Origin of the sequence: Microbacterium galbum (genome assembly GCF_032464915.1) — a bacterium.
In the GTDB taxonomy this organism is placed as follows: domain Bacteria; phylum Actinomycetota; class Actinomycetes; order Actinomycetales; family Microbacteriaceae; genus Microbacterium; species Microbacterium galbum.
The window spans coordinates 127,042-146,923 of sequence record NZ_JAWDIS010000002.1 but is presented as its reverse complement, the minus strand read 5'-3'; the positions used below and the strand labels follow the sequence as shown (position 1 = coordinate 146,923).

At 70.7% G+C, this 19,882-nt stretch carries 21 protein-coding genes and 1 tRNA gene; 9 read left to right on the top strand and 13 right to left on the bottom strand.

The window, feature by feature from the left end; genetic code table 11:
* Positions 1-98 precede the first annotated feature (98 nt).
* Genes mscL through RWH45_RS09830 form a run of 3 tightly spaced genes read right to left on the bottom strand, consistent with a single transcriptional unit; the run spans position 99 to position 1,437 of the window.
* Positions 99-518: a large conductance mechanosensitive channel protein MscL gene (mscL, locus tag RWH45_RS09840; RefSeq protein WP_315994731.1), complete on the bottom strand. Its 420-nt coding sequence runs from the start codon at positions 516-518 to the stop codon at positions 99-101.
* A gap of 34 nt (positions 519-552) precedes the next feature.
* On the bottom strand, positions 553-822 hold the full coding sequence (locus RWH45_RS09835; RefSeq protein WP_315994730.1) for an FmdB family zinc ribbon protein: 270 nt from the start codon (positions 820-822) through the stop codon (positions 553-555).
* An 18-nt stretch (positions 823-840) separates the two neighbouring features.
* The gene (locus RWH45_RS09830; protein WP_315994729.1) at positions 841-1,437 is read right to left on the bottom strand and encodes a 5-formyltetrahydrofolate cyclo-ligase; all 597 of its coding nucleotides are present in this window, start codon (positions 1,435-1,437) and stop codon (positions 841-843) included.
* 63 nt (positions 1,438-1,500) lie between these two features.
* On the opposite strand from RWH45_RS09830, the gene galU reads away from it, so the two are divergent.
* The 5 genes from galU to RWH45_RS09805 all read left to right on the top strand — a co-directional run bounded on the left by galU (position 1,501) and on the right by RWH45_RS09805 (position 5,256).
* Entirely contained in the window at positions 1,501-2,391 is an 891-nt protein-coding gene (galU, locus tag RWH45_RS09825) for a UTP--glucose-1-phosphate uridylyltransferase GalU (RefSeq protein WP_315994728.1), read from the top strand.
* 14 nt (positions 2,392-2,405) lie between these two features.
* Positions 2,406-3,029 carry a GNAT family N-acetyltransferase gene (locus RWH45_RS09820; RefSeq protein ID WP_315994727.1) on the top strand — a complete coding sequence of 208 codons (624 nt, stop codon included), beginning with the start codon at positions 2,406-2,408 and terminating at the stop codon, positions 3,027-3,029.
* Positions 3,030-3,197: 168 nt separating this feature from the next.
* Positions 3,198-4,253, top strand: a complete 1,056-nt coding sequence (locus tag RWH45_RS09815) for a large exoprotein (protein ID WP_315994726.1) — start codon at positions 3,198-3,200, stop codon at positions 4,251-4,253.
* Positions 4,254-4,397: 144 nt separating this feature from the next.
* Positions 4,398-4,473 (top strand) — tRNA-Ala (locus RWH45_RS09810).
* 135 nt (positions 4,474-4,608) lie between these two features.
* Entirely contained in the window at positions 4,609-5,256 is a 648-nt protein-coding gene (locus RWH45_RS09805) for an alpha/beta fold hydrolase (protein WP_315994725.1), read from the top strand.
* Between the two features lie 144 nt (positions 5,257-5,400).
* On the opposite strand, the gene RWH45_RS09800 is transcribed toward RWH45_RS09805, so the two are convergent.
* The 7 genes from RWH45_RS09800 to RWH45_RS09770 form a co-directional block, all read right to left on the bottom strand.
* Positions 5,401-5,838, bottom strand: coding sequence for a VOC family protein (locus RWH45_RS09800; RefSeq protein WP_315994724.1), 438 nt, complete (start codon positions 5,836-5,838; stop codon positions 5,401-5,403).
* Positions 5,839-5,910: 72 nt separating this feature from the next.
* Entirely contained in the window at positions 5,911-7,497 is a 1,587-nt protein-coding gene (locus RWH45_RS09795) for a hypothetical protein (RefSeq protein ID WP_315994723.1), read from the bottom strand.
* On the bottom strand, positions 7,479-8,222 hold the full coding sequence (locus tag RWH45_RS09790) for an ABC transporter ATP-binding protein (protein WP_315995261.1): 744 nt from the start codon (positions 8,220-8,222) through the stop codon (positions 7,479-7,481). The genes RWH45_RS09795 and RWH45_RS09790 overlap by 19 nt, the downstream gene beginning before the upstream one ends.
* Before the next feature lie 171 nt (positions 8,223-8,393).
* Positions 8,394-9,692: an ABC transporter permease gene (locus RWH45_RS09785; protein WP_315994722.1), complete on the bottom strand. Its 1,299-nt coding sequence runs from the start codon at positions 9,690-9,692 to the stop codon at positions 8,394-8,396.
* On the bottom strand, positions 9,692-10,570 hold the full coding sequence (locus RWH45_RS09780) for an ABC transporter ATP-binding protein (RefSeq protein WP_315994721.1): 879 nt from the start codon (positions 10,568-10,570) through the stop codon (positions 9,692-9,694). Before RWH45_RS09780 ends, RWH45_RS09785 begins: the two co-directional genes overlap by 1 nt.
* Positions 10,567-11,619 (bottom strand): permuted SH3 domain-containing protein, encoded by a 1,053-nt coding sequence (locus RWH45_RS09775; protein ID WP_315994720.1) that lies wholly within the window; start codon positions 11,617-11,619, stop codon positions 10,567-10,569. The genes RWH45_RS09780 and RWH45_RS09775 overlap by 4 nt, the downstream gene beginning before the upstream one ends.
* Positions 11,620-11,832: 213 nt before the next feature.
* A complete protein-coding gene (locus tag RWH45_RS09770) occupies positions 11,833-13,332 on the bottom strand; it encodes an amino acid permease (RefSeq protein ID WP_315994719.1) in 1,500 nt (499 codons plus the stop codon).
* A 183-nt stretch (positions 13,333-13,515) separates the two neighbouring features.
* Between RWH45_RS09770 and RWH45_RS09765 the strand changes: the two genes are divergently transcribed.
* The 3 genes from RWH45_RS09765 (at position 13,516) to RWH45_RS09755 (ending at position 15,046) form a co-directional block, all read left to right on the top strand.
* Positions 13,516-13,863 carry a histone-like nucleoid-structuring protein Lsr2 gene (locus RWH45_RS09765; protein WP_315994718.1) on the top strand — a complete coding sequence of 116 codons (348 nt, stop codon included), beginning with the start codon at positions 13,516-13,518 and terminating at the stop codon, positions 13,861-13,863.
* Between the two features lie 70 nt (positions 13,864-13,933).
* Positions 13,934-14,632 carry an acetolactate decarboxylase gene (locus RWH45_RS09760; RefSeq protein WP_315994717.1) on the top strand — a complete coding sequence of 233 codons (699 nt, stop codon included), beginning with the start codon at positions 13,934-13,936 and terminating at the stop codon, positions 14,630-14,632.
* Positions 14,633-14,707: 75 nt separating this feature from the next.
* On the top strand, positions 14,708-15,046 hold the full coding sequence (locus RWH45_RS09755; RefSeq protein WP_315994716.1) for a histone-like nucleoid-structuring protein Lsr2: 339 nt from the start codon (positions 14,708-14,710) through the stop codon (positions 15,044-15,046).
* Between the two features lie 62 nt (positions 15,047-15,108).
* Here RWH45_RS09755 and RWH45_RS09750 read toward each other — a convergent pair whose 3' ends face one another.
* Positions 15,109-16,182, bottom strand: coding sequence for a Glu/Leu/Phe/Val dehydrogenase family protein (locus tag RWH45_RS09750; RefSeq protein ID WP_315994715.1), 1,074 nt, complete (start codon positions 16,180-16,182; stop codon positions 15,109-15,111).
* 179 nt (positions 16,183-16,361) lie between these two features.
* Here RWH45_RS09750 and RWH45_RS09745 point away from each other — a divergent pair, with 179 nt between their 5' ends.
* Positions 16,362-16,838, top strand: a complete 477-nt coding sequence (locus tag RWH45_RS09745) for a YbaK/EbsC family protein (protein WP_315994714.1) — start codon at positions 16,362-16,364, stop codon at positions 16,836-16,838.
* A 235-nt stretch (positions 16,839-17,073) separates the two neighbouring features.
* Here the strand turns inward: RWH45_RS09745 and RWH45_RS09740 are convergent, their stop codons facing one another.
* Entirely contained in the window at positions 17,074-19,026 is a 1,953-nt protein-coding gene (locus RWH45_RS09740; RefSeq protein ID WP_315994713.1) for a glycogen debranching N-terminal domain-containing protein, read from the bottom strand.
* Positions 19,023-19,856, bottom strand: coding sequence for a carbohydrate ABC transporter permease (locus tag RWH45_RS09735; protein WP_437127341.1), 834 nt, complete (start codon positions 19,854-19,856; stop codon positions 19,023-19,025). The genes RWH45_RS09740 and RWH45_RS09735 overlap by 4 nt, the downstream gene beginning before the upstream one ends.
* Positions 19,857-19,882: the final 26 nt, after the last annotated feature.

Below are 19,882 nucleotides of genomic sequence, written 5' to 3'. Positions count from 1 at the left end.
CGCGAGGTCCCCCCGCACTACTGACCAGGAACGGCGACGGCGCCCGTGCCGGATCCCGTGGTCCCGGCGCGGACGCCGCGTCGTCGGCTCGAGGCCGCTCAGATCTTGTTCTGGCGCTCCAGCAGATCGCGGATCTGCACGAGCAGCTCCTGCTCGGTCGGCAGGTTCGGCTCTTCGGATGCCGCCTCGTTCACTCCGGCGCGAGCCGCGGCGCGGGCCTTCCAGCGGTTCATGGGGTACACGAACACGAAGTAGACGATCGCGGCGACCGCGACGAAGTTGATGATCGCCACGAGGATCGCGCCGAACTCGAACGTGGACGTGCCGCCGAGCAGAGTCGGGACGGTGACGTTCAGGTCACTCAGGTCGCCGACCTGGAACAGGAACCCGATCAACGGATTGATCAGACCCTGCACGAGGGCGTTGACGATGGCCGTGAAGGCCGCTCCGATGACGACGGCGACCGCGAGGTCGATGACGTTGCCGCGGAGGATGAACTCCTTGAATCCTTTGATCATGCGCTGGCTCCCCTTCTGCCGCGCCGCCCCGGACTCAGGAGACCGAAGAGGGAGCGGACGACGTCGTTTCCGACTTCGATGATGTCGAAGAACCCGACGACGCGCCAGCGGAGGACGACGAGCTCGACCCGCGGGAATCGGTGCGGTAGAACCCCGATCCGTTGAAGGTGACGCCGATCGAGCCGTACTGCTTGCGCACCTCGCCGCCGCACTCCGGGCACTCGGTGAGGGCCGCGTCGGAGAAGGACTGCACGGCGTCGAAGCGGTGGCCGCACTGCTTGCAGGCGTAGGAGTAGGTGGGCATCGGTCTTCCTTCGGGTGTTCAGGCGTGGTGAGAGTCGAGCGCGATGGTGCGCGTCGGCGTGACCACGCCCGTGACGGGCTGGTCGTGCACGTCGCGGGGCACGTCGTCGACGAACTCGGAGTCGAAGATCACCGCATACACGGGCGGGCACTTCTCCATCGAGCCCAGGGTCTTGTCGAAGTAGCCGCGTCCCCAGCCCAGGCGCATCCCGTGCCGGTCGACGGCCGCGGCGGGGATGACGAGCAGGTCGACGTCGTTGACGGCGATCGGGCCGAGCACGTCGCCGACGGGCTCGGGCAGACCGAACAGTCCCTCCGCGATCTCGGTGTCGGCAGTGGCCACGCTCCAGTCGAGCAGCCCGTCTTCGCGCGTGATGGGAAGGAGCACGCGGATGCCGCGTTCCACCGCCGCGGACACGAAGGCGTGCGTGCCCGGCTCGGTCGGCGTCGAGAGGAAGCAGGAGATGCTGCGGGCGCCCAGTCGATCGACGAGGGCGTCGAGCTGCTCCTTGACGCCGGCCTCCGCGACATCGCGGGCGTGGGACGACACGGTCTGGCGACGTTCGCGCAGATCGGCGCGCAGTGCGCGCTTGGCCTGCTCGATGCGATCCGGCATGCGGGTAAGTCTACGTGCGCGCGTGTTGACGACGACGACCCGCGCTCCCGCTAGGGTATGCCCATGCCTCATAAGCCCTTCAAGGCCGTGATTCCGGCCGCAGGACTCGGTACTCGCTTCCTCCCCGCCACCAAGGCCATGCCCAAGGAGATGCTGCCGGTGGTCGACAAGCCGGCCATCCAGTACGTCGTCGAAGAGGCGACCGGTGCCGGCATCCAGGACGTCCTGATCATCATCGGACGCAACAAGAACAACATCGCCAACCACTTCGACTCGATGCCGGAGCTCGAGACGAAGCTCCGCGAGAAGGGCGACCACGACAAGCTCGCCAAGGTGGAGCACTCCTCCGACCTGGCCGACGTGCACATGGTGCGTCAGGGCGAGCCCAAGGGTCTGGGTCACGCGGTGCTCCGCGCGCGCAGCCACGTGGGCGACCACCCCTTCGCGGTCCTCCTGGGCGACGACCTCATCGACGAGCGCGACCCGCTGCTCGAGAAGATGATGTCCGAGTACGACAAGCGCGGCGCGACGGTCATCGCCCTCATGGAGGTCGACCCCTCACAGATCCACCTCTACGGTGTCGCCGCGGTGGAGCCCACCGAAGACGACGGTGTCGTCAAGGTCACGCAGCTCGTCGAGAAGCCCAAGGCGGAGGACGCGCCCTCGAACCTCGCGATCATCGGCCGCTACGTGCTCGGCCCCGACGTGTTCGACATCCTCGAGCGCACGGAGCCCGGCAAGGGCGGCGAGATCCAGCTGACCGACGCGCTCGAGGAGCTCGCGACCGGCGGCGGCGACGGGGGCGGCGTGTACGGCGTCGTGTTCCGCGGACGCCGTTACGACACCGGCGACCGCGTCGACTACATCAAGGCCATCGTGCAGCTCGCGGCCGACCGCGACGACCTGGGCCCCGCGCTGCGTCCGTGGTTCAAGGAGTTCGCGCAGGGTCTCTGACCCGGCGGAGCACTATGGATCTATCGATCCCGAGACGGCACGGCGAGGTGTCGATCCGTCTCATCCGCAACCGCGACGCGCGCGTGCTGCAGCAGCAGCTGATCGACAACCGCTCGTGGCTGCGACCGTGGGAGGCGACGAGCCCCGACGGCCCCGTGTCCTTCGACATGCGGCTCGGCATCCGTCGCCTCCTCCAGCAGTACCGCGACGGCCTCGGCGTCCCCTTCGTGATGGCGTGGGACGACGAGGTCGCGGGGCAGCTCAACGTGTGGGGGGTCTCGCGCGGTTCGCTGGCCTCGGCCACGATCGGCTACTGGGTGGCCGAGGAATTCGCCGGTCGCAACATCACGACGGTCGGCGTCGCCATGGCCACCGACGTGTGCTTCACCGAGCTGAACCTGCACCGGATCGAGATCTGCATCCGTCCCGAGAACCACGCGAGTCTGCGCGTGGTCGAGAAGCTCGGCTTCCGCTACGAGGGACTCCGTCGCCGCTACATCCACATCGACGGCGACTGGCGAGACCACTACGCCTTCGCGCTCGTGCGCGAAGAGGTGCCGCACGGCGTGCTCGACCGCTGGGCGCGGGGGCAGGTGCCGCCCGACGCGGCGCGCATCCCGCCGGCCGACCGCCTCTGAGCGCGTTGGGGCGCGGCGGGACGGCACCCCGCTGATATCTCGGCGGCAGGATGTCGCCCGCTCGTCAGCGCCCCGCACGCCCGGAGCCGGACACCATTCTCGCGATCGGGCGTGACGACACGCGGGAGGATGCCGAGGTGTGATCTCTCGGTGACCTACCTTTGTCCCATGGGTGGCCAGGTGCTGAGCGGCGGGGTGATCGTCTTCGTGGCGGTCGCGCTGTGGTTGGTCTATCTCCTGCCGTCGTGGCAGAGCCGGCATCGGTTCACCTCCGCCGAACGCAACGCCGTGCGCCTCAACCAGGCCCTTCGCGTGCTCGCCGAGACGGCCGAGACGCCGCGGGAAGTGCACCTCGAGCTGACCACCCGCACCGCGCACCAGCAGCAGAAGCTCGCCCGTCAGGTGCAGGCGCAGAAGGCCCAGGCCGAGCTCGCCGCCGCCAAGGCGCGCCTCGAGGTGGCGAAGCTCGAGAGTGCGCGTGACCGCGATGTCGTGAAGGAGCAGCGCGCGGCCGCGATCGAGCTGGCCCGTGCCGAACGGGCCGCCGCCGTCGAGGTCGCTCGCGCCGAGCGCGCCGCGGCTCTCGAGAAGACGCGTGCGGAACGCGCCTCCGCCGTGGAGCGCGCGCGTGCCGAACAGGCTGCCGCGGTCGCCGTCCCGGCGGCTCGTCGCTCGCGTGTGCGTCGTCGCTTCCGCTTCACCGTCTCGGTCGCGCTCCTGGCCGGGCTCATCGCCTCCGGCTTCGGTGCCGTGCAGATCGTCGGGGGAGCGTCCCCGATCGTCCTCGTCGCCGGAGCGGCCGTGGTCGTGGCATCCCTCGTCATCCTGCGTCGGATCTCGGTCGTGGCCACCCGCACCGCGGCGCGTCCGGCCGAGGTGTCGGTGCGCCGGGCCATGGGCGAGGTGCAGGACGTCGCCCTCGTGCCCGAGCCGCGCCCGACGTGGACGCCGCGTGAGCTGCCCCGCCCCCTCGTCGCGTCGGTCGGCTCTCGCGCCGCCGCGACCGTCGACGAGCAGCTCGCCCGCGAGGCCCTGCGGGCCGCGGCCCGCGAGGAGGCCGCCCGGCACATCGCCGCCGAGCTGGCTCCCACGCCCATCGAGACGGCCCGCCCGGCCGCTGTCGCCCCTGTCGCCTCGCCCTACGCGGCGATGGGCTACGTCGACGACAGCGAGATCGAGAGCCACGTCCAGCGCCTCCTGACGCGCCGTGCGTCGGGGGAGTGAGTACCGGCGTTTCGGGCCGGGCCGTTCGTCGCGGCCTCATACGCGTGGCGGCATATCCTTCCGCGGCGACGGCGCGCGGCGCGCCCGGGCTGCGTCTCGCGTCAGGTGACGGGCGCGTGACGTGATAGTGTTGACGAGGTTTCCGGGCCTGTGGCGCAGTTGGTAGCGCGCCTCGTTCGCATCGAGGAGGTCAGGGGTTCGAATCCCCTCAGGTCCACCACTTCCCGAACGGCGTCCCTCCTCAGAGGGGCGCCGTTCTCGTTTCCCGGGCGTGGTTCCGTCCGCGCTCCCGGGGGCGTCGTCGGCCCCGCTAGGCTCTCGCTCACCCAGACCCTCCGAGCACGGGAGCCGCGCCATGATCCTCGCCCACGACATCGCCGGCTCCGGCCCGCTCCTGGTGCTGGTGCATGGCATCACCGAAGACCGCCGCAGCTGGGACCCCGTCGACCTCACCGGCTCATCCACTGTGGTGCGCGTCGACGTGCGCGGCCACGGCGAGTCGGCCGCCGCCGAGCCCTACGACATCCCCACCTTGGCGTCAGACATCCACGACACCGTCATGCAGCTGCAGGAACAGGGCGTCGTTCCCGACGGCCCGCCGATCGTCGTCGGGCACTCCCTGGGCGGCATCGTCGCGACCGCGTACGGAGCGCTCTTCCCGGCCCGCGCGATCGTGAACGTCGACCAGCCGCTCCACTTGGCCGGGATGCAGCAGCAGATCCAGCAGGCCGAGGCGATGCTGCGCGGCGAGCAGTTCCCCGTGTTCATCGGCGGCATGTTCGCGCAGATGGCGGGAGGATTGGATGCCGCCGAGCTCGACCGCGTGAACGCGCTCCGCGCGCCGAAACAGGATGTGGTGCTCGGGATGTGGCGTCCTCTGCTCGACGACTCGCCCGAAGAGCTGGCGGCGCTCGTGGACCGGCTCACGGCGGTGCCCGCCGACGTTCCCTATCTCGTCATCACCGGACTCGACGCGGGGCCGGATTACGCCGCCTGGTTGTAGCAGACCATCCCGCACAGCGTCCACGAGGTGTGGCAGCCGGCGACGCACTACCCGCACCTCATCGATCCAGCCCGTTTCGTCGCGCGTATCGAGGCGTTCGCGCGCTGACCACCGGGCCGTCGGGCCCGGGTGCGCTCGTCCGGGTCAGTCCGCCGCGGCGCCCCCCGCCCACCCGCCGGGAGCGGCCACGTTGAACATCCACGCCACGCCCCACGGGTCGACGACCTCGCCGTAGAAGTCGCCCCACACCTGCTTCTCGAGCGGCTGCTTCACCTCGGCGCCGCGCTCGACGAAGCCGTCGTAGAAGCCGCGGACGCGGTCGAACTCGTCGCTCATGAACGCGGCGTGCGTGCGACTGGCGCCCCACCCCTGGGCGGGCTCGTCGAAGCCGTCGGCGCCCATCACCGTGAACCCCTCGGCGCGCAGCTCCGCGTGCATGACCCCGTCGGCGGGGGCGTCCGGGATGCCGAAGTCGGAGAACGTGTTGATCGTCAACTCGCCGCCGAAGACCGACTGGTAGAAGGTCATCGCCTCGCGGGCGGCGCCGGCGAACGAGATGTAGACGACGAGAGAGGTCGACATGGTGGCATCCTTCATCTTCGAGAGCGGATCGGCCCTCACGTTAGTCCCGCGGCGGGGGAGAGGGAAGGTGCGTCACGCGCCCTGGTACTGACGCAGCTGCGCGAGCAGGCGGGGCGCGCTCGCGTCGAAGGTGCGACCCCCTACGACGACACCGACGACGAACACGGCGACACCCCAGACCGGCCCGATCCCGAGGGCGAGCCACCCCGCGAGCGTCGAGCCGCCGAAGGCCGCGATCCCCGCCGGGATCACGGCCGGCAGGGCGATGACCGCCGCGACGATCCAGCAGAGGAAGAACAGCAGCGTCATCGTGAAGGTCGTCCCCGGCACGCGCTTGAACGGCGAATCACCGGGCGCAGGCGTGGGGATCACGAGCAGCGCCGACGTGACGGCGCTGACGCCGTAGCCCACGAGCGCGACGCCGACCGAGGCGCCGACGACGGCCGGTAGGAGGTCCCAGCGGTTCGCGATCGCCAGGATCACGGCATCCGCCAGCAGGGTGAGGGGGATGCCGACGCTCGCCGCCCCGAGCATGCGGCCGAGACGATCGGCGCGCCCCCGGATGCCGGTCTGCATGACGGTCGCGAACGCGGTGCCGTCGTACGAGACGTCGGCGTAGACGATCGTGCCGGCGAAGAACCCGACGAGCACGCCCGAGAGCACGAAGAACGGACCCGTGATGTCGCCCCCCGCGTAGATGAGCACGAGGACGGGGGCGAAGGGGAGCAGCAACAGCTGCCGCAGGTAGCGGAAGTCGCGGGTCCACGAGGTGAGCGCTCGCGCCCAGGTGGCGCCCGCGGGGGTGGAGGGCATGACGCCGAACCATCCGAGCGAGCCGGCGCTGCGGCGCGCAGCGGAACGGGCGGGCGGTGCGACGACCGAGGCCGACAGGCTCCGCCGCCACAACCACCACAGCAGGGCGAGGGTCGCCAGGGCGATCGCGAACTTCCCCAGCGCGGGCAGCCAGGAGCCGGCGGCGAGGTCGCCGGGCGCGGCCCACACCGCCCCGATGGGCGTCCACGACACCGCGGTCACGATGCTCTGCAGCTGCGTGCCCTGTCCGCTGACCGCGACGAGGCCGTTGGTGAGCACGATGAAGAGCGGGCTCGCGAAGATCAGCACCGCGAAACCGACGAGACCGATGATCTCGCGCGTGCGTCGGCCGCCGCCCACGCCCGCCGCCAGAGCCGACACGGCACGAGACGCGACGACGCAGATGAGGACGCCCAGCGGCACGCACACGACCGCGGCGATCGCCGACACCGGGTCGCGACCCCACACGAGGAACGTCGCGAGCGCGCCGAGGGTCGTCGCGATGCCGGGCACGCCGGTGAGGCCGCCGGCGGTGATGGCGAGCATCATCTGGCGCGTCGTCATCGGGAACGGTGCGAGCTTGGCGGGATCGAGGGTGGTGTCGATCCCCGCGGCGAACACCGGTCCGATGACCCAGCCGAGGGTGAGCAGGGCGCCCGCGGCCGTCACCGCGGCGCGCGCGATGCCGGCGTCGAGGGTGCCCACGAAGAACAGCCCCGCTCCCACCAGCAGCAGCATCCACAGCGCGCCGAGCACGCCGAGGATGAAGCCGACCAACTGCATCGGGCTCCGCATGAGGGTGTTGCCCAGCACGCGGAACCGGATCTTCAGGACTGTCGCAACCACTGCGGCCCCTCCGAGTGGTGGCGACCGCCCACGAGGTCGACGAAGCGGTCCTGCAGGGTCTGGGTGCCGCGCACCTGGTCGACGGTCCCGGACGCCAGCAGCCGGCCCTGCGCGATGACGGCGACGTGGTCGCACATGCGTTGCACCAGGTCCATCGAGTGGCTCGACACGATGACCGTCCCGCCCGAGGCGGTGTAGCCGCGGAGGATGTCCTCGATGTTCGCCGCCGACACCGGATCGACCGACTCGAAGGGCTCATCGAGCACGAGCAGCCGCGGGGCGTGCACCAGGGCGCACGCGAGGGCGACCTTCTTGGTCATGCCCGCGGAGTAGTCGACGACGGGGGTGCCGGCGGCCTCGCCGAGGTCCATGATGCGCAGCAGGTCGGCCGTCCGCGAGGCGACCTCGTCGCGGGGGAGGCCGAACATCATGCCGGTGTAGGTGACCAGCTGCTCCCCGGTGAGCCGGTCGAACAGGCGCACGCCGTCGGCGAGGTTGCCGATCAGCTTCTTGGCCTCGACGGGGTGCGCCCAGACGTCGACGCCGTGGATGCGCGCGGTCCCGGCATCCGGTCGCAGCAGGCCGGTGGCCATCGACAGCGTCGTGGTCTTCCCCGCTCCGTTGGGCCCGACCAGGCCGTAGAACGACCCGGTCGGCACGGTCAGGTCGAGACCTGCGACGGCGGTCTTCTCGCCGAAGCGCTTGGCGAGTCCGCTCAGCTGCATCGCGGGCTGCTGATCGGTCGCGACCGGAGGCACGACGGCATCCGGAAGGACGGCCGGCAGCGCGACGGGTTGCGGGGGCACGGTCTGCGAGGTCTCGCGGGAGTGGTCGGTCACGATCTCGAACCTATCTGCGTGGTGCGGACCCTTACCAGGCTCCGCGGGGAATGGGGGTCAATATCGGATGGCGTCGATGACCTTCACGCGCACCGCGACGAGGGCCGGGAGCAGCCCGGCGATCGCGCCCACGGCCGTGGCGGCGACGAGGCCGGTGACCGCGGCGTCCACCGGGAACGGGGGGAAGTCGGTGACCATCCCCTGCCCGATGAGCTCGCGCACGGCCGGCGACTGCACCACGAGGATCGACACGGTCACTCCCGCGGCCCCTGCGACCACCGTCGCCACGACGCTCTCGAGCATGACCGCGAAGAACACCCGGCTCGCGGTCGCACCGAAACTGCGGCGGATGCCGATCTCGCGAACACGCTGCTTCACCGTGACGAGCGCGATGTTCACCAGTCCGAGGGCGCCGAGCAGCAGCACGAGCACGGCGATGCCGATGACGACCATCTTCGTGACGAGGAACGGATCGTCGCCGTACGTCGCCCAATCGCGTCGATCGGCGGTCACTTCGACACCGGTGCCCAGGGCCGCGCGCAGATCGCGCTTCACCACCTCGGTGAGCTGGTCGGCGATCTCGGGCGGCACCCACATCTCGTAGGACGGGATGACGGGACCCCCGCCGCCGTACGGATCGCTCGGCGCGGCGGCGGCGTCTCCGCGCTCGCCGGCGGCCGCGGCCTGCATCGCCTGCAGCTGAGAGCCGAGCATGTACATCGACGGTTCGATCTCCCACGTGGCCGAGGGCGTCACGCCGACGACGACGGCGCGCACGCCGCCGGAGGGGATGCCGGATGCCGCGTTTGGCAGGCCCTGGCCCCCGAGCGCCACCATCGGGTGGGTCTCGAGGGGCGGGCGGCCCATGCGGTCGTAGAAGATCTCGTTCACGATGAGGCGAGGAGCCAGCTGCTGCACGTCCCGCTCGGTGAACCACTCGCCCTCGGCCATGCGCACCCGGTGCATCTCGCCGAACGGCTGGTCGACGGCCTGCGTCGGCACTTGCACGATGCCGTCGCGGAACGGCACCGACTGCGTGGTCTGCACGACGCGGGTGGCGTAGGAGATGTCGTAGCGCTCGACGACGTCGCTCCACGCGGCATCCATCGCCTCGGGGGCGAGGGTGCCGCCGTCGGTGCGGTAGGCCGAGACGGACAGGCTCGCCGGGCGCCCGGACTGCCGCTCGCTGAGTTCCTGGTTCGCCTGCTGCACGATCGCGCCGAGGGCGACGACGGTCGTGAGCGAACACACGGCGACGGCCACGCCCACGAGCGAGAGCAGGACGCGCGTGCGATGCACCCGCACTTCCTGCCAGGCCTCGAGCAGCGCGCCGACCACGGCGCTGACGCCGCGCATCAGTCCTCGCCCTCCGGCGCGTCGAGGCGCGCGTCGTCGGTGGGTCCGCTGTCGGCGGGGTCGGGGAGGGTGGCGGTCGCCGTCGCGGTGCCGAGCCCGAGGACGGCGAGCTCGTCCGTGCCGGTCGACGCCGCCTCCTCCGGCGCCGGAGCCATCTCGCGCCGGTCGCGTCTCGTCAGCGGCTCCAGCGACGGATCGTCGACCGGGGTCAGAACGCCCCGGTCGAGCCGGAAGTGCCGACGCGCGCGCCGGGCGATGGTCGGGTCGTGGGTGATGATGACCTGTGCGGCGCCCGTCTGCACGGCGACCTCGTCGATCAGCTCCATCACGCTCTGACCGGTGTCGAGGTCGAGGGCGCCCGTGGGCTCGTCGGCGAGGATCAGGCGCGGCCCGCGGACGAGCGAGCGCGCGATCGCCACCCGCTGCTGCTCACCGCCCGACAGGCGATCGGGCATGCTGTTCAGTCGGTGCTCGAGACCGACGAGGGCGAGCATGTCGGCGGCGATCCTCTTGCGTCGCCAGAACGTCCTCCCCGACGCGTAGAGGAGCGGCATCGTGACGTTCTCGAGGGCGGTGCGTCCGGGCAGCAGGTTAAACTGCTGGAAGACGAAGCCGATCGCCGCTCCGCGCAGACGATCGCGCTGCGCCGACGAGTACGACCGCACCGGGCGGTCGTCGAAGAGGATCTCGCCGCTGGTGGGCAGGTCGAGAAGCCCCAGCATGTTCAGCAGCGTCGACTTGCCCGAGCCCGACCGTCCGACGATCGACACGTGGTCGCCCGGTTCGATCTGCAGGTCGACGCCGTTCAGGATCGTCAGCGCGGGCTGATCCTGCGGGATCACCGTGCGGGTGACCGCCCGCAGCGCGAGCAGGCTCATCCGCCGAGGGCCGCTTCGCAGTACATCGACCCGTCGGGATAGGTCGTGCACCCGTCGTTCGCCGGGGCCATCGCGCCTGGGGCGAACTCCAGGATCTCGTCGCCCTCGGCCAGCCCCTGCGTGATCTGCACCTGCGTGCCGTCGGTGAGGCCCAGCGCCACCGGGCGCTCCTCGGTGGCACCGTCCGCGCTCATCACCCACACCGTGCCGCTCTGAGCCGCCCCGCGCACCGCGGTGGTCGGCACGACGAGCACGTTCTCGGCGCGACCTCCGGCGATCGTCATCTCGGCGGCGAGCCCCGAGAAGACGGTCACCTCGCCCGGCACGGTGCACGTGGCCGTCGTCGATGATCCGCCCGCACCACCGGTGCTCGCTCCGCCCGTGGCGGACGTGTCGTCGCTCGTGCTCCCGCCGGTGCTCCCGGCCAGGGGAGTGGTGATGCGGAGGTTCCCGCACGCGAAGGCGGCGGGCCCGCCGGTGATCGTCACCGTGGCCTCGGTCGGGCGGTCCAGCAAGCGGTACTGCTGCGCGGGCTCGAGCGAGCCGCTGACCGAGAAGGTCGGCGGGGCCACGGTGCCCGCCGTCATCCCGATCGTGATGTCCTGCCCCGAGATGACCGAGAGCGAGCTCAGGATGCCGGTCGCCGGCGCCGTGACGTCCTCGTAGCGGAAGATCGCCGGCTTGGGCTTGCCCTCGGCATCCACGCTGTCGGCGGGATCGCGCTCGATGGGGACCTTGACGTCGAAGACGACGTCGCCCTGGTTCACGTTCGCGCCCTGGGCGATGAAGATCTTGTTCACCGTGCCGGCGGCCGTGGCCTTCATCGGCAGGGCGGGATCCGCCGACACGGTAGCCGAGACGACCACGTCGTTCGTGATCGTGCCGAGCGCCGCGACGGTCGTCGGTTCGACGATGGTCCCCGTCGGGATCGCGGGAGACGCGTCGGCGGGGCGATCAGGGAAGAACGCGAGCTTGATGAGTGCCGCCGCCACCAGGGCGACGAGAAGGATACGCAGAATCGGAAAGACCCACGTGCGTGCGATCCCCATGAAACCCCCCCGGAACGGAAATCGTCGTCATCGAACGTCTCCACCCTAGGGGGGTGCGTGTATCGCCCACGTATCGCCCGGCGCCGTGGGAGCCGGAGATCATCCGATGGGATGACGTCGATCGGCGATGTCATCCCCTCGGATGACGGAGGCGCGGATGCCGCGACCCCGACCGTTCGAGACGGTGGGGCCGCGGCATCCGGTGGGCGAGGCTCAGTCCTTCGGCGGCGCCACGACGTGCGGCTTCGTGGGATCGAGCGGGGCGCCGGTGGCGAGGCGCGCGTGGCTGCGCGAGTAGGCGAAGTAGATCGCGAACCCGAGGGCGAGCCAGATGAGGAAGCGCAGCCAGGTCTCGACCGAGAGGTTGAGCATCAGATAGGTGCAGATGAGCGCCGACAGGATCGGCAGCACCGGGCTGAAGGGCACGCGGAACCCGCGCTTCAGGTCGGGGCGCTTGCGCCGCAGCACGATGACGCCGATCGAGACCAGCACGAAGGCGGAGAGCGTGCCGATGTTCACCATTTCTTCGAGGACGCCGATGGGGGTGAGTCCGGCGACGATCGCCACGATGACCGTGACGATGATCGAGATGACCCACGGGGTGCGGAAGCGCGGGTGCACCTTGGCGAGACCGCCGGGGAGCAGGCGGTCGCGCGACATCGCGAAGATGATGCGCGTGGCACCGATCAGCAGGGTCAGCACGACGGTCGTGAGGCCCGCCACCGCGCCGGCCGCGATGACGGTCGCCATCCACGTCTGGCCGTGGAAGGCGAACGCGTTCGCGAGGGCCGCGGAGGGGTTGAGGTCGGAGTAGGGGACCATTCCCGTGACCACGACGGCGACCGCGCAGTACAGGATCGTGCAGATCACGAGCGACGCGATGATGCCGATCGGCAGGTCGCGCTGGGGGCGCTTGGTCTCCTCGGCGGTGGTCGCCACGACGTCGAAGCCGATGTAGGCGAAGAACACGAGGGCGGCTCCCGCGAGGATGCCGCCGACACCGAAGGTCGCGGGCTCCAGACCCGAGAGGAACTGCAGCAGCGGCTGCGTCAGTCCCGACGTGGATTCGGTCGGCACGGAGTCGGGCACGAAGGGGCTGTAGTTCGCCGGGTTGATGAACAGGATGCCGGCGATGATGACGAACAGCACGATGAACAGCTTCACCGCCACGAGGACGAGGTTGACGCGGAGCGACTCCTTGATGCCCAGGGTCATCAGGCCGCCGAGCACCAGCACGAGCAGGATGGCGGGGAGATCGACGACACCGCCGTAGGAGATGGCCGGCGGGAGCACGATGCCGATCTGTTCGAGGAACGTCCCGAGGTACGCGCTCCAGCCCTGGGCGACGACGCTCGCGCCGAGGAACATCTCCAGGATCAGATCCCACCCGATGATCCAGGCGAACAGCTCGCCGAGCGACGCGTAGGAGAAGGTGTACGCCGATCCCGACACGGGGACGGTCGAGGCGAACTCGGCGTAGCACATGGCCGCGAGGCCGCACGCGATCGCGGCGATCACGAAACTGATCACCACGGCGGGACCCGCCACGTCGTGCGCGGCGCGCCCGGTGAGGGTGAAGATACCGGCGCCGATCACGACGCCCACGCCGAAGACGGTCAGGTCGACCGCGCTCAGGGACTTCTTGAGCCGGAACTCCGGTTCATCGGTGTCGGCGATGGACTGCTCCACCGACTTGGTACGGAAAAGGCTCACGCGACGCTTCCCTGTCTCGACGGATGTCTGTCTCAGGTGGTGTCCCCGGAGCGAACACCACCCCCGGAGAATAGTCCCTCGCCGCCCCCGCGCCTATCGGTGACGCGGCCCGCCGTCCCGGTGCTATCACACGGATAGTCGTGCGGGTAATTCATCGAATGCCGGTGTAAGGTTTTTCGTATTATGGCTATGAAGCACATCACGCACCTCGTCGACGATCTCGACGGAACGGTCCTCGAAGACGGACAAGGAAAGCAGATCACTTTCTCGGTCGAAGGCCGTGCTTATGAGATCGATCTCTCCGACCGGAATGCGGACAAGTTCTATTCGGCGATCGCACCTTTCGTGGATGCCGCTCGCTCGGTCTCGCGCGGTGCCTCCACGACGCGTCGATCACGCGCCCCCCGCCGCTCCAGCGACGTCGACCTCGGTGCCGTCCGCGAATGGGCGCGGGCGAACGGACACACGGTGAGCGACCGCGGCCGTGTTCCCTCGACCATTCTCGACGCGTACGCCGACGCGAATTCCTGAGGTCGCTCCGGATTCGCCGGTCGGTTCGCCGACGGCCGACATCGCGTCGAGCGCGGTGACCCAATTCGCCGTGCTCGACGCGCTGATGGCGGGCGTGTATTCGGCGGGTATTCCGGTTTCCGATGCGGTGGAGCTCGGAGACACCGGGATCGGCTGCTGCGAAGGTCTCGGCGGCGAAGTCGTCATCCTCGACGGCACGCCGTTCGAGTGCACGCCGGACGCCCCGCCGCGCCGGATGGAGCCGAGCGAGACGCTGCCCTTCGTCGACGTGTGCGCGATGGGCGAGGGGGTCGCCACCGTGGTGCGCGACGCCGACTTCGCCGACCTCGAGAGCCACGTCGACGCCCGGCTGGCCAGCCGCAACCTCTTCCACGCCGTGCGCCTCGACGGCGTGATGGCGCGGGTGCGCACGCGCGTCACGCGACGGCAGGAGCCGCCGTTCCGCCCGCTCGCGGACGTCGCCGCGGAGCAGATCGAAACGGTGGCGTGCGACTGCACGGGTTCTCTGGTCGGGTTCTGGATGCCCCGGATCTATCAGGGCATCACGGTCGCCGGGCTCCACCTGCATTTCCTCGCCGACGATCGCACCGTCGGCGGCCACGTTCTCGACGTGCGCGTGCGCGAGGGCAGCCTGCGCATGACGGCATATGCGCGTTTCGCGCTCCGGTTGCCGGACGACGAGCAATTCCGGCGCACGGAACTCACGCACGACAAGGATCATCGGATCGTCGCGGTCGAGAGTCGGGCCGGCCGTTCCGGAAACCGGTGAAAGCTGACGATGAAGCGGGTGAATTCGTAATATCGCGCCCCGGGGAGGCGCAAATTGCCGTCTTACGATCGGCGCATGGCGAAAAAGCACATCACGCAGGTGATCGACGATCTCGACGGTTCGGTCATCGATGACGGAACCACCGTCCACTTCTCCCTCGAAGGGCGTTCGTACGAGATCGATCTCTCTAGTGAGAATGCCGACAAGCTTCGCGAGGCTCTTTCGCCTTTCATCTCCGCCGGTCGCGCCGTCGGCTTTTCTTCGCCGTCCGCCCGCAAGGAATCGCGGCGCCGCCCCGCGCCCACCCGCGACCTGGTCGACGTCCGCACGTGGGCCGAGAAGAACGGCTATTCCATCAATACACGCGGACGTATTTCGGAGGTCGTCCTCGCGGCGTACGACGCTGCACACTGAGTGGTCGAAAGAAAGCCGGATGCCGTGGGAAACGGCATCCGGCTTTCTTCGTCCCGGGCGTGTCAGACGAAGGCGCCGTCGCCCGCTCCGACAGCGAGACGCTCGGCGGCGAGTCCCTCGGCGGCGGCGAGCGGGGTGACCCCGCGCGACTGCGCCTCGTCGAACACGCGGCGCACGGTGTCGCCGATGTCGGCCACGCGCCCCATGATCTGCTCCAGCGTCCCGCGCTGCTTGGCCACGAGGTCGAGGTAGATCACGCCGCCCGCGTTCACCACGAAGTCGGGGGCGTACAGGATGCCGCGCCGCGCAAGCCGCTCGGCACCCGAACGCTCGGCGAGCGGGTTGTTGGCGGGGCCGCAGACCGCGCGCGCGTCGAGGGCGTCGATCACCGCGTCGGTGAGCACACCGCCGATCCCGGCGGGAACGAAGACATCGGCCGGCACGAGGTGCGCCTCGCTCGGCTCGACCCACGCGGCGCCCAGCTCGGCGGCCAGCGCGCGCTTGGCGGGGTTGACGTCGGTGACGGTCAGCGTCGCGCCCTCGGTCGCGAGGCGCTCGGCGAGCCGGCTGCCGACCTGGCCGAGACCGGCGATCGTGATGCGGCGACCGGACACGTCGCTCGTGCCGACCGCCCGCTCCAGCGTCGCGACGAGGGAGGCGTAGACGCCGAGGCTCGTGGGCCCGGCCGGCTCGCCCGACCCGCCCACGGTGTCGGGCAGGCCCACGACGTGCGCCGTTCGCTCGCTCACCACGAGCATGTCGTCGGTGGTGGAGCCCACGTCCTCGGCCGTGCGGTAGAGGCCGCCCAGGCTCTCGACGGCGTCGCCCAGGTCGAGGAAGGCGGCACGGCGGCGCTCGGCGTCGAGGACCGTGCCCTCGGGGAGGCCGATGACGCTCTTTCCGCCGCCGGCGTCGAGTCCGGCGGCCGCGTTCTTCAGCGTCATCGCCGCCGAGAGGCGGAGGGCGTCGCCCAGGGCGTCGGTCCAGGAGGGGTAGGTCCACAGTCGCGCTCCGCCGAGGGCGGAGCCGAGGACCGAGGAGTGCAGCGCGACGGCGATGAACAGGCCGCTGCGGCGCCCCGTCATCACCTCCACGCGCTCGTGAGCGAAATCGGGCAGGGGCAGGGCGTTGGTCATCGCGTTCCTTGTCGTCGGTCGCCTTGTGGGCGGCACGTTTCGAACGCCGCGGCGTTGCGGCATCCACCCTCCATTCTGGCGCGCGCCGCCGCCGAGCGCGACGCCGCCGCGCGCGGGTGACCGCCGAGATCCCCCGCTCGGCGCCGGAGCGGCGCGACGACGGGCCTAGGCTGACGGGCATGACCGACGCCCTGCCCGCCCGGAGCCGCCTCGTCGCCGCGTCGCTGGAGGAGGCCGGCATCCCCGGGAAGATCGTCGTCCTGCCGGATGCCGCATCGACGGCCGCCCTGGCGGCCGCAGCCCTCGGCATCGCGGTGGGCGCGATCGCGAACAGCCTCGTGTTCTGGAGCGACGACGAGCCGCTGCTCGTGATGACCAGCGGAGCGCACCGCGTCGACACGACGGCGCTGGCCGAGAGACTCGGGCGCGGCGTGATCCGGCGGGCGACGCCGGAACAGGTCCTCGCCGCGACCGGTCAGCCGATCGGGGGAGTCGCGCCGACCGGGCACCCCGCTGCGCTGACGACCGTGGTCGACGAGGACCTCGCCGCGTTCCCGCAGATCTGGGCCGCGGGCGGGACGCCGCACACGGTGTTCCCGCTGACCTTCGACGAGCTCGTGCGGCTGACGGGCGGCACAGTGGCGCGGGTCGCCTGAGGTCACGCCGGAGATTCGCGGCGTCAGGGTAGCGCGACGCGGCGCGGGGTGGCCGCGGGGCCAGTTCCGGCGCCCGGGGCCACGTGGCGGAGCGATTGGCTGGCGCGGCGCGGGATGGAGCGGGTCGCGGGGTGGCCCCGGGGCCATTTCCGACGCCCCGGGGCCACCTCGAGCGCCCCGACCGGAGGGGGAAGGGCCGGGCGGCGCGGCGGGGGGTCCGCGCCGCCCGGCGGGCTCACGCCAGGGGGGACGGCGTGAGGGCGGTGAGGCAGACGACGGCGGCCGCGGCCGACCACGCCTGCGGGCGGCACGCCGCGGGGTACGGCGTGGGCACGGAGGAGTCGGTGCGCCGGTCGCCGCTGTGCAGCTCGGGCACGCGGTATGCGAAGCCCTCGGCGGCATCCAGGAGTCCGTCGACGACGGCCCGGGCCTCGGTGGTCAGGCCCGCACGCAGCATGCCGTAGGCGGCGATCGCGGTGTCGTGCACCCAGACGCTGCCGCCGTGGTACGACAGGGGCCAGTACCCGTCGGCGCCGGTCGACATCGTGCGGATGCCGTACCCGCTCGACATGCTCTCGCCCAGCAGAAGCGACGCGATGTGCCGTTCCTCGTCGGGGGAGAGGATGCCGGTGCCGATCAGGTGCCCGATGTTGCTGGTGAGGGTGTCGACCGGCCGCTTGGCGTTGTCGAGGGCGACGGCGGGGTACCGGCCCTCCGGCGTCTGCACCCAGTACGTGTCGGCGAAGCGCGCCTTGAGGTCGAGCGCCCACGTGCGCCAGAACGCGATGTCGTCGGCATCCCTGTCCGCTCCGAAGGCCTCGAGCAGATCGGCGCCGGCGAGGGCGGCCTCATAGGCGTACGCCTGCACCTCGCACAGGGCGATCGGACCCTCGGCGAGGCTTCCGTCGCGCCACTGGATCGAGTCGCCGGAGTCCTTCCAGCCCTGGTTCGACAGGCCGGTGCCGAGGCGGTCGATGTAGTCGAGGAAGCCGTCGCCGTCGCTGTCGCCGCTGTCGCGGATCCAGCCGAGCGCCGCGCGCAGCGCCGGCAGGAGTTCCCGCACTTCGGCCTCGGGCATGCCCGCGCGCCACGCATCGGCGAGCAGGCAGATCCACAGGGGGGTGGAATCGACGCTGCCGTAGTACTTCGGCGGCAGCACGATGCCCTCGCCCGGGATCTCCAGCGACGATGCCCGCAGCTCGTGCAGGATCTTGCCCGGCTCCTGCGCCGTCTGGGCGTCGTCGTCGGTCCCCTGCAGACGCGCGAGCACGCGGAGGGTGGATGCCGCCATCTCGCGGTCGAGGGGGAGGGCCAGGCGGGCGGCCCAGATCGAGTCGCGTCCGAAGAGCGTGAAGAACCAGGGCGCACCGGCCGCGAAGAACTCGTCGTCGGGGTGGTCGGGGAGCACGAGGCGCAGTGCGTCGAGATCGTCGAGCGCCGTCCGCAGCCATCGGGCGAGGCGCGGGTCGGCGGCGGCGGATGACACGGCGGCGGCGTCCCAGCGGGCCGGGACGGCGGGCGAGTCGACGACGAGCGTGTCGTCGCGAAGGCTCAGCGTGAAGCCCACCTGGACCGCGCCGAAGGCGGGCACGTCGACGTCCCACGCGGCCTCGACGCCCGCGTCGCCGAGGGAGATCCCGGCCCCGGGGGCGTGGAGGGAGAGTCCCTGGGCCCCGGCGTCGACGCGCACGCCCTCTCGCTCGGGCACCGTCTCGGCGGCCCGGGGGTGGGCGTGGCCCGACTTCACCTCGTGCAACTGGGCGAACTCCGGCGTCAGGCGCAGACGCAGGGTGGTGCGGAGGGGCCGGTCGACGCGCGAGCGGATGATCCACGACTCGCTGACGAGACCGTCGTCGACCCGGCGGTCGCGCACCAGCCGCACCTTCGGGTCGGGGGTGGTGTCGTCGACTCCGCGGAGGAGCCCGCCGAAGACCACGCGCGAGGCGCCGTCGGGGGCGGTCGAGATCCACTCGATCGGCGAGTCGTCGCACGAGGCCGTGAGCGCGCTGACGTGACGCACGTCGCCGTGGTAGACCCCGTGAACGGCGGCCGTGCCGATGGCGCCCGTCGCGTCCGACCACACCTGGGTGGGGGCGCGCAGCACGGTGAGGGCGTCGTTGAGGAGCGGTTGCAGGGGCATGGTTTCGGTGGTCGTCCCGTTCGGCGAGGTGGTGGGGGCGGTGGTCATTCTTTGACGGCTCCTTCGCTGGCGTTCATGATGCGGCGCTGGAAGATGAAGAACACCACGGCGACCGGGATCGTCATCAGGGCCGCGGCCGCGAGTTTGAGGGGGAATTGGCTGCCCTGGCTGAGCTGCCCGCTGGCGAGGGATGCCACGCCCTTGGTCAGCGTGGTCAGCTCGGGCGACTGGGTGGAGATGACGAAGTGGCTGAGCTCGTTCCACGACCCCTGGAACGACAGGATCACGATCGTGATGAGCGCGGGGCGCGCCATCGGCAGCACGACCGACCAGAAGATGCGGAAGGTCCCCGCTCCGTCGATGCGGGCCTGCTCCTCGACGGACGGCGGGATCGACTCGAAGAAGTTCTTCATGATGAACACGCCCGCGGCATCCACGAGGAGGGGCAGGATCATGCCGGCGTACGAGTCGTACATGCCCAGCTGATTGATCACGAGGAACTTGGGGATCAGCAGCACCACAGCCGGAACGGCCATGACCGCGACGAGGCCGGCGAACACGATGCCGCGACCGCGGAACTGCAGGCGCGCGAGGGCGTAACCGGCGAGGGAGTTGAAGAACACCCGGCCCGCGGTGACGAACACCGTCACGACGACGGAGTTGCCGAACCACACGGGGAAGTCGGAGTTCAGGAACAGGCGCTCGTACGCGGCCCACGTGAAGGGCTGCGGGACGAGCGAGATCGGGTCGGCCGCGGCGGCGGCATCCGTCTTGAAGGAGGTCGCCACCTGCACCAGGAACGGATAGATGTACACGAGGGCGAGCACGAGCAGCAGCACGTACAGGCCGATCTGCCAGCGCAGGGTCTTCGCCGACATGCGGTGCTTCGCGGGGCGCGTGGGGC

Coding starts and splice junctions, on each gene's coding strand:
- RWH45_RS09815 (WP_315994726.1), top strand. CDS start 3,198: ATGGGTGGCCAGGTGCTGAGCGGCGGGGTGATCGTCTTCGTGGCGGTC.
- RWH45_RS09735 (WP_437127341.1), bottom strand. CDS start 19,856: ATGTCGGCGAAGACCCTGCGCTGGCAGATCGGCCTGTACGTGCTGCTG.
- galU (WP_315994728.1), top strand. CDS start 1,501: ATGCCTCATAAGCCCTTCAAGGCCGTGATTCCGGCCGCAGGACTCGGT.
- RWH45_RS09775 (WP_315994720.1), bottom strand. CDS start 11,619: ATGGGGATCGCACGCACGTGGGTCTTTCCGATTCTGCGTATCCTTCTC.
- RWH45_RS09835 (WP_315994730.1), bottom strand. CDS start 822: ATGCCCACCTACTCCTACGCCTGCAAGCAGTGCGGCCACCGCTTCGAC.
- RWH45_RS09740 (WP_315994713.1), bottom strand. CDS start 19,026: ATGACCACCGCCCCCACCACCTCGCCGAACGGGACGACCACCGAAACC.
- RWH45_RS09800 (WP_315994724.1), bottom strand. CDS start 5,838: ATGTCGACCTCTCTCGTCGTCTACATCTCGTTCGCCGGCGCCGCCCGC.
- RWH45_RS09750 (WP_315994715.1), bottom strand. CDS start 16,182: ATGACCAACGCCCTGCCCCTGCCCGATTTCGCTCACGAGCGCGTGGAG.
- RWH45_RS09745 (WP_315994714.1), top strand. CDS start 16,362: ATGACCGACGCCCTGCCCGCCCGGAGCCGCCTCGTCGCCGCGTCGCTG.
- RWH45_RS09755 (WP_315994716.1), top strand. CDS start 14,708: ATGGCGAAAAAGCACATCACGCAGGTGATCGACGATCTCGACGGTTCG.
- RWH45_RS09765 (WP_315994718.1), top strand. CDS start 13,516: ATGGCTATGAAGCACATCACGCACCTCGTCGACGATCTCGACGGAACG.
- RWH45_RS09830 (WP_315994729.1), bottom strand. CDS start 1,437: ATGCCGGATCGCATCGAGCAGGCCAAGCGCGCACTGCGCGCCGATCTG.
- RWH45_RS09785 (WP_315994722.1), bottom strand. CDS start 9,692: ATGCGCGGCGTCAGCGCCGTGGTCGGCGCGCTGCTCGAGGCCTGGCAG.
- mscL (WP_315994731.1), bottom strand. CDS start 518: ATGATCAAAGGATTCAAGGAGTTCATCCTCCGCGGCAACGTCATCGAC.
- RWH45_RS09790 (WP_315995261.1), bottom strand. CDS start 8,222: ATGCAGCTGAGCGGACTCGCCAAGCGCTTCGGCGAGAAGACCGCCGTC.
- RWH45_RS09805 (WP_315994725.1), top strand. CDS start 4,609: ATGATCCTCGCCCACGACATCGCCGGCTCCGGCCCGCTCCTGGTGCTG.
- RWH45_RS09820 (WP_315994727.1), top strand. CDS start 2,406: ATGGATCTATCGATCCCGAGACGGCACGGCGAGGTGTCGATCCGTCTC.
- RWH45_RS09780 (WP_315994721.1), bottom strand. CDS start 10,570: ATGAGCCTGCTCGCGCTGCGGGCGGTCACCCGCACGGTGATCCCGCAG.